Raw genomic sequence first — 11826 nt, forward strand, 5'->3', positions numbered from 1 at the left:
CAGATCAAGTTGCGGAAGTGGCGGAATTGGTAGACGCACCAGATTTAGGTTCTGGCGCCGCAAGGTGTGAGAGTTCAAGTCTCTCCTTCCGCACCATTCTTGATCAAAGTTTTAAAATGGCTACGTAGCTCAGCTGGTTAGAGCACATCACTCATAATGATGGGGTCACAGGTTCGAATCCCGTCGTAGCCACCATAAACAACGTTATTTAGGTTTTTACCAATTACCTTGATAACTACAGAATAAGTTGCGGAAGTGGCGGAATTGGTAGACGCACCAGATTTAGGTTCTGGCGCCGCAAGGTGTGAGAGTTCAAGTCTCTCCTTCCGCACCATTATTTAAGCCTCTTTTATTAGAGCAATGTAGGGCTATCGCCAAGCGGTAAGGCAGCGGCTTTTGATGCCGCCATTCCCTGGTTCGAATCCAGGTAGCCCTGCCACATACAATGATATTGAGATTTTACCAATTATCTTGATATCTACAGATCAAGTTGCGGAAGTGGCGGAATTGGTAGACGCACCAGATTTAGGTTCTGGCGCCGCAAGGTGTGAGAGTTCAAGTCTCTCCTTCCGCACCATTCTTGGTCAAAAATTTAAAATGGCTACGTAGCTCAGCTGGTTAGAGCACATCACTCATAATGATGGGGTCACAGGTTCGAATCCCGTCGTAGCCACCATTGATTAGATTGCTAGCATTAGCTATCAGTCACGTAGATTTAAGATGCGGAAGTGGCGGAATTGGTAGACGCACCAGATTTAGGTTCTGGCGCCGCAAGGTGTGAGAGTTCAAGTCTCTCCTTCCGCACCATCTTAAATTAATCTACACTATCAGAATACGCGGAAGTGGCGGAATTGGTAGACGCACCAGATTTAGGTTCTGGCGCCGTAAGGTGTGAGAGTTCAAGTCTCTCCTTCCGCACCATTCTTTCTCTCGATAAGAGAGGTTAAGTAGTCTTTGACTATTTACGCTGTAGGGCTATCGCCAAGCGGTAAGGCAGCGGCTTTTGATGCCGCCATTCCCTGGTTCGAATCCAGGTAGCCCTGCCATATACAACGATATTGAGATTTTACCAATTATCTTGATATCTACAGATTAAGTTGCGGAAGTGGCGGAATTGGTAGACGCACCAGATTTAGGTTCTGGCGCCGCAAGGTGTGAGAGTTCAAGTCTCTCCTTCCGCACCATTATCGGAAAACCCAGCATGACTTTGCTGGGTTTTTTCTTTTTTTTGGTTCTGGACTCGGGAAATCATTAGATTTGCCGAATTAAAAAAGCGAGCTCATGGCTCGCTTTTTTTCTATCTGTGATTTGAGTAGCTTACTACATACCTAACGCGTATTTCAGTACTTGAGCCTTAATTGGCCCTGAGTTTTCAGCAAGCTTCAATGCAGCATTACGTACGAACTTCAATGGCCCTAGATCGTTGCTAAAACCTTTATAGAAAAAGTCCATGCCCGTCTGCATGAGTAAGTTGTCAGGTCGACGTGCGCGTTCGTATTTCGCGAGTAAGGTATCTTCCAGCTTTTCTTGTTGTTCTGTTACCGAAAGGAGAACGTCTACATCTTTGAAGCCTAAGTTTACCCCTTGCCCTGCAAGCGGGTTGATCGTATGGGCAGAGTCACCCACTAACACGCAATTTTTGCTTGAGTAGCTTTGCGCATGACGACGAGTGAGTGGGAATGAGCCAAACTGTAAAACTTCAATATCGCCTAATTCAGCAGGGAAATGACGTAAAATTTCTTCTCTTAGTTGAGGTTTACTCATCGCACACAGTTGTTTAATACGTTTAGGCGAGTCATACCAAACCAAAGAACCTTGGCCTACGACTTGACCATCGTCGTTACTCAAAGAGCACAGAGGTAAAAATGAACGTGGGCCTGAAGGTGTAAATTGTTGCCAAGTAATATCTTGCTGAGGCAATTCTGTTTTCACATTAATCAACATGCAGTGTTGTCGGTAATCCCACGCAGTTACACCAATTCCAGCCAATTGACGAACTTTAGAGTTTGCACCATCAGCACCAATCACCCAGTTAGCTTCAAACTGCGCCCCACTTTCTAGTGTCACAAGATTTACATCTGCAAACTCAATGGCTTTTAATCGCTCAGGACACATCACGGTTAGATTTTCATACTGAGAGAAGACTTGCCAAAGACCTAATTGGATTAGGCGGTTTTCAACGATGTAACCTAGCTGATCCAATGACAATTCATCAGAGTGAAAACGAGTACGGCACTCTGGGTGCTCCCAAGTTTCTAAGCGCCGATAAGGACAAACTCGCATGCTCTTGATCTCTGACCATGCTCCGAGTGAATCAAGTAACTCCACCGACTGGTGCGAGATTGCAGATACACGAATATCCATCGCCTGAGAGGCATCAAAAACTTTAGGTTTTGTACCTTCGACCAAGACAACGCTTCTGCCCTGCTTGGCAAATCCAACAGCGACGGCTGCCCCAACCATACCGCCACCGATCACGGCGATGTCATACTTGTTCATTTTTCACTCTTCATCGTGCTGATTAATTGGCGTTTTTTATTGTACTTTCCATGGCTACTTTTACAAAATTGTTTAACAAAAAACCTTGTTCAGCATAGGGCGAAAAACTAGATTTCATCAGGCTTTGCAGAGAATTAGCTAGATCACTAGTCAGGTGCTTTTTAAAGCAGTACAATACGCCGCTTACCGCCGTGATGGCGGCTATAATTTGAGCAATAGCTCTCCGATTTAAGTACAACTGAACGAGCGAAAGTGAGATGAGTAAGAAACTGCTAATTAAAACCTGGGGCTGCCAGATGAACGAATACGATTCATCAAAAATGGCCGACCTGCTTAATGCTGCAAACGGCTACGAGCTGACGGAAGAGCCAGAGGAAGCAGACGTACTTCTACTTAACACCTGTTCGATCCGTGAAAAAGCGCAAGAGAAAGTTTTCCACCAGCTAGGCCGCTGGAAAACACTAAAAGATAAGAAACCTGGCGTAGTTATCGGTGTAGGTGGTTGTGTAGCAACGCAAGAAGGTGACCATATTCGTGAACGTGCACCATACGTTGACGTTATTTTTGGCCCACAAACTTTGCACCGCCTACCTGAGATGATCAAACAATCTCAGTCCGATGATGCACCAGTTATGGACATTTCGTTCCCAGAGATCGAAAAATTCGACCGCCTACCTGAACCTCGCGCTGAAGGTGCGACAGCATTCGTTTCTATTATGGAAGGCTGCTCTAAGTACTGTACTTACTGTGTCGTACCGTACACTCGTGGTGAAGAAGTAAGCCGTCCAATGGATGACGTACTATTCGAAATCGCCCAACTTGCTGAACAAGGCGTACGTGAAGTAAACCTTCTGGGTCAAAACGTAAACGCGTACCGTGGTCCTATGCACGATGGTGAGATCTGTTCATTTGCAGAACTGCTTCGTTTGGTTGCGTCTATCGATGGTATCGACCGTATTCGTTTCACGACGAGCCACCCGTTAGAATTCACAGACGACATCATCGCAGTATACGAAGATACGCCAGAACTTGTGAGCTTCCTGCACTTACCTGTGCAAAGTGGTAGTGACCGTATCCTAACGATGATGAAACGCCCTCACACCGCTATCGAATACAAATCGATCATCCGTAAACTGCGTAAAGCTCGTCCTGATATTCAAATCAGTTCAGACTTTATTGTTGGTTTCCCTGGTGAGACAGACAAAGACTTCCAAGACACCATGAAGCTAATCAAAGATGTAGACTTTGACATGAGCTTCAGCTTTATTTTCTCTCCACGTCCAGGTACGCCAGCAGCGGATTACCCTTGTGATGTGTCAGAACAAGTGAAGAAAGAGCGCCTTTACGAACTACAGCAAACTATCAATGCTCAAGCGATGCGTTACTCTCGCTTAATGCTTGGCACAGAACAACGTGTTCTAGTTGAAGGTCCTTCGAAGAAAAACCTAATGGAACTACGCGCTCGTACAGAAAACAACCGTGTAGTAAACTTTGAAGGTAGTGCAGACCTAATTGGTCAGTTCGTTGATGTGAAGATCGTAGACGTATTTGCAAACTCACTGCGTGGTGAGCTAGTACGTACTGAAAAAGACATGGATCTTCGTAGTGTGATTTCCCCAACGCAGATGATGGCGAAAACACGTCGCGAAGATGAGCTGGGTGTAGCTACTTTTACGCCGTAAGCTCGTATAAATAGCCATAGAGAGCCTGGTCGTTATCAGGCTCTCACTAAGTGGCAAAAAATGAGAGGCAACATTGAGCAATAAAATCGTAACTCTAGAAATTAACCTAGAACCTTCAGACAACCGCCGACTAGCTAGCCTGTGCGGTCCATTCGATGACAACATCAAGCATTTAGAACGTCGTCTAGGCGTTGAAATTAACCACCGTAGTGACCACTTTACGATTGTCGGTAAACCTCATACCGCATCAGCTGCGCTGGATATCCTGAAAACTCTATATGTTGATACCGCACCTTTACGAGGTGAGATCCCAGATATTGAGCCTGAGCAAATCCATCTAGCGATCAAAGAGTCTGGTGTTCTTGAGCAGAATACTGAGTCTAATATCGAGCATGGTAAAGAAGTCTTCGTCAAAACCAAGAAAGGTGTGATCAAACCACGTACGCCAAACCAAGCGCAGTACTTGGTTAACATGGTCACGCATGATATTTCTTTTGGTATTGGCCCGGCTGGTACAGGTAAAACCTACCTTGCTGTAGCAGCAGCTGTTGACGCACTAGAGCGCCAAGAGATCCGCCGTATTCTACTTACTCGTCCAGCGGTTGAAGCTGGTGAGAAATTGGGCTTCCTACCTGGTGATTTAAGCCAGAAAGTCGACCCATACCTACGTCCGCTATACGACGCCCTATTTGAAATGCTGGGCTTTGAGCGCGTAGAGAAGCTGATTGAACGTAACGTGATTGAGGTCGCCCCTCTTGCTTACATGCGTGGTCGTACTCTAAACGACGCCTTCATCATTCTTGATGAGAGTCAGAACACCACTGTTGAGCAGATGAAGATGTTCCTAACGCGTATTGGTTTTAACTCTCGCGCGGTTATCACTGGTGATGTCACGCAGATTGACTTACCTCGTGGTGCGAAATCGGGTCTTCGTCATGCTATTGAAGTACTAAGCGAAGTTGACGACATCAGCTTTAACTTCTTCTTGGCCGACGACGTTGTACGTCACCCTGTGGTTGCTCGTATCGTTAACGCGTACGAGAAGTGGGAAGCACAAGACCAGAAAGAGCGTAAAGAGTTCGAGAAACGCCGTCGTGAAGAACGCGATGCGAAGTTACTAGAAGCAGCAAAAGCCGAACTGAATGCACAAGTTGCTTCAACTAAGGAATAACCATGGCGATTGAACTTGATCTGCAACTGGCAGTCGAAAATGAAGAAGGTCTGCCTTCGCAGCAAGATTTCCAATTGTGGCTAGATAAGACAATACCTCTCTTCCAGCCACAAGCCGAAGTCACCATTCGTATTGTTGATGAACAAGAAAGTCATACGCTCAACCATGAGTATCGCGGCAAAGATAAACCAACTAATGTGTTGTCGTTTCCATTTGAAGCACCTCCTGGTATGGAAATAGATTTACTTGGTGATTTGATTATTTGCCGCCAAGTTGTTGAAAAAGAGGCGGTTGAACAGAGCAAGCCTCTGCTAGCACATTGGGCGCATATGGTTGTACATGGCAGCTTGCATCTGCTAGGTTATGATCATATAGAGGATGACGAAGCCGAAGAGATGGAGTCCCTCGAAACCGAAATCATGCAAGGTATGGGTTATGAAGATCCTTACATTGCTGAAAAAGAGTAGCTATTGGCCACTCGACAGGGAAAGGCGAACCACCTAAATGACTCTCGTGTTCGCCTCTCTATGTGTGCTATCACACTTCTGATAGCGTTACTTAATTGAGAAACAATGAACGAAGATAATTCTCCCTCTTCTAACGAAGATAAGAAAGAAAAGGCAGAAGGTCCGAGTAGAAAGTCCTTCTTTGAACGTCTAGGTCAACTATTTCAGGGCGAACCAAAAGATCGCCAAGAGCTTGTGGATGTTATCCGCGACTCTGAAGTTAACGACCTGATTGACCATGACACTCGCGATATGCTTGAAGGTGTTATGGAAATCTCCGAAATGCGTGTGCGTGACATTATGATCCCGCGTTCGCAAATGGTTACAGTTGAGCGTACTCACGACCTTGATACCTTGGTTGCTTTGATTACCGATGCTCAACACTCTCGCTACCCTGTGATCAGCGAAGATAAAGACCATGTGGAAGGCATACTTCTAGCGAAGGACTTACTTAAATACTTAGGCTCAGGCAGCAATCCATTTGATATCGAAGAAGTCATTCGACCAGCGGTTGTAGTACCGGAAAGTAAACGCGTTGATCGACTGCTGAAAGAATTCCGTGAAGAACGTTATCATATGGCCATTGTTGTCGATGAATTCGGTGGTGTTTCTGGTCTTGTGACCATTGAAGATATCCTTGAGGAAATCGTCGGGGATATTGAAGATGAATTCGATGAAAGTGAAGAGACGGACATTCGTAAGCTGAGCAAGCATACGTTTGCTGTCAGAGCGCTGACAACCATCGAAGAGTTTAATGAGACATTCGGAACCAACTTCAGCGATGAGGAAGTTGATACCGTTGGTGGTATGGTCATGACTGCCTTTGGTCACTTACCTTCTCGTGGTGAACTGGTTGAAATTGAAGGCTACAACTTCAAAGTCACCGCTGCCGATAACCGTCGTGTCATTCAACTCCAAGTGACGATCCCAGACGAAGAAACCCTGGTTGAAGCCACTCAAGAGTAACGCGATACCCATTGGGAATCTCAGAAAATTACAATGATGAATGAACTCTTTCATCGCCTTAAGCGGCCCTTAGTGGCCGCTTTTGTTGGCGCATCTACTACACTCGCTTTCGCTCCTTACCAGCTGTGGCCTATTGCCATTCTTAGCCCTGCAATTCTACTGATTCTTCTTGCTAACCAAACTCCGAAACGCGCACTATGGATTGGTTATGCTTGGGGGTTAGGTCAATTTGCAACTGGCGTTAGCTGGGTTTACGTCAGTATCTCCGGTTTTGGCGGTATGCCGCTCATTGCCAATTTATTTTTAATGGGCTTACTTGTTGCCTACTTGGCTGTTTATTCAGGCTTATTTGCTTGGCTCAACAACAAACTGTTTCCTCAATTTACGCTCACAAAAGCACTTCTCGCTGCACCTGCTTTATGGCTGATCAGTGATTGGTTGCGTGGTTGGGTGATGACCGGCTTCCCTTGGTTATGGCTAGGCTATAGCCAGATAGATGCTCCACTCGCAAGCTTTGCACCAATTGGCGGCGTAGAACTGCTTACTCTATTTATCCTTATCAGCGCAGGGGCGTTAGCCTATGCATGGATTCATAAGCAGTGGCTGATGGTGATTATCCCTGCGGTACTACTCAGTACTGGCTTTGGGATTCGCAACTACGATTGGGTAACACCCCGACCAGAAGACACGACTAAGCTCGCGCTGATTCAAGGTAACGTAGACCAGAACCTAAAGTGGCTACCAAGTCAACGCTGGCCAACCATCATGAAATACGCTGACTTAACTCGTGAAAACTGGGACGCTGACATTATCGTTTGGCCAGAAGCAGCAATTCCCGCTTTTGAAATTGAAGTGCCTTCATTTTTGAGCAATATCGACAGCGCTGCAAAAATGAATAACAGCGCAATCATCACCGGTGTCGTCAATCAAGCTGAAGATCGACAGTTCTACAACAGTATTCTGTCCCTCGGCATCACACCATACGGTGACTACAGCTTCGATTTAAGCGAACGTTACCATAAGCATCACCTACTACCGTTTGGTGAGTTTGTACCATTTGAAGATATTTTGCGCCCATTAGCGCCATTCTTTAACCTACCGATGTCATCGTTTAGCCGTGGGGCTTTTGTGCAGCCAAACATCGTTGCGAATGGCATGCACATGGCACCAGCGCTTTGCTATGAGATCATATTTAATGAGCAAGTGCGTCAAAATGTGACTGACGAAACAGACTTCATTCTAACGCTTTCAAACGATGCATGGTTTGGTCACTCTATCGGCCCTCTTCAGCATATGGAGATCGCCCGTATGCGTGCCTTAGAGTTGGGCAAACCGCTCATCCGCTCGACTAACAATGGATTAACAGCGGTAACCGATCACAAGGGTAAAATCGTTGAGCAAGTTCCGCAGTTTGAAACTGCAGTACTGCGCGCAGAGCTCACCCCAACCGATGGGAAAACGCCATATCGAATCGTTGGTACTTGGCCATTGTATATTTGGGTAGGGTTAAGTTTAGCGCTGGCTTTCGGTTTAAGAAGAAAACAGAGCTGATAACAGCTTGAAAGTAGAAAAGACAAAAAAGAGGCGACTAAGCCTCTTTTTTATTCATTGCATTATACAGTCGTTACTCGCCATTTATGGCTTTAATGACTGACGAGTAAAGCCTTTGTGACCACACTTAATACACGGAATGATTACTGTTGGGTGGTTATACGTTGTCTTGTGACCACACTCATCACAAACTAAAGTGCCTAAGCCTATCACCTCTCCTGCTTCATATAGCCCTTGATGCTCTAAGTCATCGAACAACTCAACCCACTCAACTTTAGTTCGGTCTGTAATCTCTAACAGCCCTTGCCATATCGAATCCGCAATCGTTAAGTAAAACGGACCGCTTTTGCTATCCTCGTAACTCTCTGAAAACTCTTTTAAGTCTGCTTTAAGGTACGCTTTGATTAAAGCCAATTCATCTTTGGTCAAGTCATTAGCAGCATCCACCACTTTGCCCGACGTCTCAATCGCTTTGTTAACTTCTTCCGGACTGTGCTTCAAGGTTTCAATCACATCCTCGAGCATTTCCTCATAACCTGTTTTACGTTTAGGCATAACTGACCTCCATCTTTCTCCTACCTGCGTCACTTAAGGGCGCATGGGTACAGATTGGCTATTGTTGTGATCCCTAGCTTTAGGTATTCTATGACGATCTATTTAAGTCTGTTCTAACCGAACTCACAAATTCCAAGATAACGGATACCATCGATGCAAGAACAATACAACCCACAAGATATTGAACAAAAAGTTCAAAAGCACTGGGATGACAACAAAACCTTTGTTGTAAGTGAAGACCCAAATAAAGAAAAATTCTACTGTCTGTCCATGTTCCCATACCCAAGTGGTCGACTGCACATGGGTCACGTGCGCAACTACACTATCGGTGATGTAGTATCTCGTTTCCAACGCCTACAAGGCAAAAACGTGATGCAACCAATCGGTTGGGACGCATTCGGTCTACCTGCAGAAAACGCAGCAGTAAAAAACAAAACTGCGCCAGCACCTTGGACTTACGAAAACATCGAATACATGAAGAACCAACTTAAGCTTCTAGGCTTTGGTTACGATTGGAACCGTGAATTCGCAACATGTACACCGGAGTACTACCGCTGGGAACAAGAGTTCTTCACTAAACTTTACGAGAAAGGTTTAGTTTACAAAAAGACTTCTTCTGTTAACTGGTGTCCTAACGACCAAACTGTTCTTGCAAACGAGCAGGTTGAAGACGGTTGTTGCTGGCGTTGTGATACGCCTGTAGAGCAAAAAGAAATCCCTCAATGGTTCATCAAAATCACTGAGTACGCTCAAGAGCTACTAGACGACTTAGACAAGCTTGAAGGTTGGCCTGAAATGGTGAAAACCATGCAGCGCAACTGGATTGGTCGTTCTGAAGGTGTTGAACTGAAGTTTGAAGTTAAGGGTCAACAAGACCTAGAAGTTTACACAACACGTCCAGATACGCTAATGGGTGTGACTTACGTGGGTATCGCAGCCGGCCACCCTCTTGCAGCTCTTGCAGCAGAGAACAATCCAGAGCTTGCAGCGTTTATCGACGAATGTAAGAACAACAAGGTTGCAGAAGCTGAGCTAGCGACAATGGAGAAGAAAGGTATGGCAACTGGCCTTACTGCTATTCATCCATTGAACGGCCGCGAAGTACCAGTATACGTAGCAAACTTCGTTCTGATGGACTACGGTACAGGCGCGGTAATGGCTGTACCTGCGCACGACCAACGTGACTACGAGTTCGCAACGAAGTACGGTCTAGACATCGTGCCAGTTATCAAGCCTGCTGATGGCAGCGAGCTAGACATCTCTGAAGCAGCATACACTGAGAAAGGTGTACTGTTCGATTCAGGTGAATTCGATGGCCTAGAATTCCAAGCGGCATTCGACGCAATCGCAGCGAAGCTAGAAGCAGAGGGCAAAGGCACTAAGACTGTAAACTTCCGTCTACGCGACTGGGGTGTATCTCGTCAACGTTATTGGGGTGCGCCAATCCCAATGGTAACCACTGAAGACGGTGAAGTTCACCCAGTACCTGCTGACCAACTACCAGTGATTCTTCCAGAAGACGTAGTAATGGACGGCGTAACGAGCCCAATCAAAGCAGACAAAGAGTGGGCGAAGACAACCTTTAACGGCGAACCTGCTCTACGTGAGACAGATACGTTCGATACGTTCATGGAATCTTCTTGGTACTACGCGCGTTACTGTTCACCACAAGCGGACGACATCCTAGACCCAGAAAAAGCAAACTATTGGCTACCAGTAGACCAGTACATCGGTGGTATCGAGCATGCTTGTATGCACCTACTGTACTCACGCTTCTTCCACAAACTACTGCGCGATGCGGGTTACGTAACTTCTGACGAACCGTTCAAGCAACTACTGTGTCAAGGCATGGTACTGGCTGATGCGTTCTACTTCGAGAACGAGAAAGGCGGCAAAGAGTGGGTAGCTCCAACAGACGTAGCCGTTGAACGTGATGGTAAAGGCCGCATTACTTCTGCTAAAGACACTGAAGGTCGCGATGTAACGCACTCAGGCATGATCAAGATGTCTAAGTCTAAGAACAACGGTATCGACCCTCAAGAAATGGTAGATAAGTACGGCGCTGACACAGTACGTCTATTCATGATGTTCGCGTCTCCAGCGGACATGACACTTGAATGGCAAGAGTCTGGCGTAGAAGGTGCGAACCGCTTCCTAAAACGTGTTTGGAAACTAGTGAAAGAGCACACAGCGAAAGGCGCAGCAGAAGCAGTAGATACCTCAGCGCTTTCTGGTGATCAAAAAGCACTTCGCCGCGACGTTCACAAAACTATCGCGAAAGTGACGGACGATATCGCTCGTCGTCAAACATTCAACACCGCGATCGCAGCGATCATGGAGCTGATGAACAAACTAGCGAAAGCGCCTCAAGAATCTGCGCAAGATCGTGCAATCCTTGACGAAGCACTGAAAGCTATTGTTGTCATGCTTTACCCTATCACTCCGCATATCTCATACGAGCTATGGGCAGCACTAGGTGAAACAGACATTGATAACGCGGCATGGCCGACGTTTGACGAAAAAGCGCTAGTTGAAGACGAAAAAACTATCGTTGTTCAAGTTAACGGTAAGCTACGTGCGAAGCTAACAGTCCCAGCGGATATCTCTAAAGACGATATCGAACAGCTTGGTCTAAACGACGAAAACGTGGTTAAGTTCACTGATGGCCTGACTATTCGTAAAGTTATTTACGTTCCAGGTAAACTGCTGAACATTGTTGCAAACTAATCGCAGCTGTCAATTTGTCTCTGTTTAGCGAACTTATTTGTTAACCAAGAGTCATTAAACAGGGTAGTTTTCTACCCTGTTTATTTACCTCAAACCATTCACATGAGTGGTTTAAGGTAAATAACCCCTTCAATTTAGGATGAATACAATCAATGCGCTTTTTCTCTTT

At 45.9% G+C, this 11826-nt stretch carries 8 protein-coding genes and 10 tRNA genes; 16 read left to right on the forward strand and 2 right to left on the reverse strand.

Translation table 11 applies throughout. From position 1 onward, the window contains the following. Nucleotides 1–11 precede the first annotated feature (11 nt). The 10 genes from IQR33_RS27205 (at nucleotide 12) to IQR33_RS27250 (ending at nucleotide 1184) form a co-directional block, all read left to right on the forward strand. A tRNA-Leu gene (locus IQR33_RS27205) sits at nucleotides 12–96 on the forward strand. Between the two features lie 22 nt (nucleotides 97–118). After that, nucleotides 119–195 (forward strand) — tRNA-Met (locus IQR33_RS27210). A gap of 54 nt (nucleotides 196–249) precedes the next feature. Next, a tRNA-Leu gene (locus tag IQR33_RS27215) sits at nucleotides 250–334 on the forward strand. Between the two features lie 30 nt (nucleotides 335–364). Next, a tRNA-Gln gene (locus IQR33_RS27220) sits at nucleotides 365–439 on the forward strand. A gap of 53 nt (nucleotides 440–492) precedes the next feature. Then, nucleotides 493–577 (forward strand) — tRNA-Leu (locus IQR33_RS27225). 22 nt (nucleotides 578–599) lie between these two features. Further along, nucleotides 600–676, forward strand: a tRNA-Met gene (locus tag IQR33_RS27230). Between the two features lie 46 nt (nucleotides 677–722). Further along, a tRNA-Leu gene (locus IQR33_RS27235) sits at nucleotides 723–807 on the forward strand. Nucleotides 808–836: 29 nt separating this feature from the next. Then, a tRNA-Leu gene (locus IQR33_RS27240) sits at nucleotides 837–921 on the forward strand. 50 nt (nucleotides 922–971) lie between these two features. Then, nucleotides 972–1046: transfer RNA gene (locus IQR33_RS27245), tRNA-Gln, on the forward strand. A 53-nt stretch (nucleotides 1047–1099) separates the two neighbouring features. Continuing rightward, nucleotides 1100–1184 (forward strand) — tRNA-Leu (locus IQR33_RS27250). Nucleotides 1185–1320: 136 nt separating this feature from the next. Here IQR33_RS27250 and IQR33_RS27255 read toward each other — a convergent pair. Continuing rightward, complete coding sequence (locus IQR33_RS27255) at nucleotides 1321–2499, reverse strand: 2-octaprenyl-3-methyl-6-methoxy-1,4-benzoquinol hydroxylase (RefSeq protein WP_017635664.1); 1179 nt, start codon at nucleotides 2497–2499, stop codon at nucleotides 1321–1323. Between the two features lie 257 nt (nucleotides 2500–2756). On the opposite strand from IQR33_RS27255, the gene miaB reads away from it, so the two are divergent. The 5 genes from miaB (at nucleotide 2757) to lnt (ending at nucleotide 8375) form a co-directional block, all read left to right on the forward strand. Continuing rightward, nucleotides 2757–4181 (forward strand): tRNA (N6-isopentenyl adenosine(37)-C2)-methylthiotransferase MiaB, encoded by a 1425-nt coding sequence (miaB, locus tag IQR33_RS27260; RefSeq protein ID WP_005373038.1) that lies wholly within the window; start codon nucleotides 2757–2759, stop codon nucleotides 4179–4181. 73 nt (nucleotides 4182–4254) lie between these two features. Then, nucleotides 4255–5352 carry a PhoH family protein gene (locus tag IQR33_RS27265; RefSeq protein WP_053303002.1) on the forward strand — a complete coding sequence of 366 codons (1098 nt, stop codon included), beginning with the start codon at nucleotides 4255–4257 and terminating at the stop codon, nucleotides 5350–5352. A 2-nt stretch (nucleotides 5353–5354) separates the two neighbouring features. Beyond that, nucleotides 5355–5819, forward strand: a complete 465-nt coding sequence (ybeY, locus tag IQR33_RS27270; protein WP_005373030.1) for an rRNA maturation RNase YbeY — start codon at nucleotides 5355–5357, stop codon at nucleotides 5817–5819. Between the two features lie 105 nt (nucleotides 5820–5924). Next, on the forward strand, nucleotides 5925–6824 hold the full coding sequence (gene corC, locus IQR33_RS27275; RefSeq protein ID WP_005384118.1) for a CNNM family magnesium/cobalt transport protein CorC: 900 nt from the start codon (nucleotides 5925–5927) through the stop codon (nucleotides 6822–6824). A 33-nt stretch (nucleotides 6825–6857) separates the two neighbouring features. Further along, the gene (gene lnt / locus IQR33_RS27280) at nucleotides 6858–8375 is read left to right on the forward strand and encodes an apolipoprotein N-acyltransferase (protein ID WP_005384119.1); all 1518 of its coding nucleotides are present in this window, start codon (nucleotides 6858–6860) and stop codon (nucleotides 8373–8375) included. Nucleotides 8376–8459: 84 nt separating this feature from the next. Here the strand turns inward: lnt and IQR33_RS27285 are convergent, their stop codons facing one another. Beyond that, complete coding sequence (locus IQR33_RS27285) at nucleotides 8460–8930, reverse strand: zinc ribbon-containing protein (protein ID WP_005373024.1); 471 nt, start codon at nucleotides 8928–8930, stop codon at nucleotides 8460–8462. A 153-nt stretch (nucleotides 8931–9083) separates the two neighbouring features. Here IQR33_RS27285 and leuS point away from each other — a divergent pair, with 153 nt between their 5' ends. Further along, nucleotides 9084–11657 (forward strand): leucine--tRNA ligase, encoded by a 2574-nt coding sequence (gene leuS / locus IQR33_RS27290; RefSeq protein WP_005384121.1) that lies wholly within the window; start codon nucleotides 9084–9086, stop codon nucleotides 11655–11657. Nucleotides 11658–11826 lie beyond the last annotated feature (169 nt).

It is taken from the genome of Vibrio sp. OPT46 (assembly GCF_015163535.1).
GTDB lineage: Bacteria > Pseudomonadota > Gammaproteobacteria > Enterobacterales > Vibrionaceae > Vibrio > Vibrio alginolyticus.

What these genes read in the sequence shown, in the direction of transcription:
- IQR33_RS27255 (WP_017635664.1), bottom strand. Translation starts at nt 2,499, where the DNA reads ATGAACAAGTATGACATCGCCGTGATCGGTGGCGGTATGGTTGGGGCA.
- miaB (WP_005373038.1), top strand. Translation starts at nt 2,757, where the DNA reads ATGAGTAAGAAACTGCTAATTAAAACCTGGGGCTGCCAGATGAACGAA.
- ybeY (WP_005373030.1), top strand. Translation starts at nt 5,355, where the DNA reads ATGGCGATTGAACTTGATCTGCAACTGGCAGTCGAAAATGAAGAAGGT.
- corC (WP_005384118.1), top strand. Translation starts at nt 5,925, where the DNA reads ATGAACGAAGATAATTCTCCCTCTTCTAACGAAGATAAGAAAGAAAAG.
- lnt (WP_005384119.1), top strand. Translation starts at nt 6,858, where the DNA reads ATGATGAATGAACTCTTTCATCGCCTTAAGCGGCCCTTAGTGGCCGCT.
- IQR33_RS27285 (WP_005373024.1), bottom strand. Translation starts at nt 8,930, where the DNA reads ATGCCTAAACGTAAAACAGGTTATGAGGAAATGCTCGAGGATGTGATT.
- leuS (WP_005384121.1), top strand. Translation starts at nt 9,084, where the DNA reads ATGCAAGAACAATACAACCCACAAGATATTGAACAAAAAGTTCAAAAG.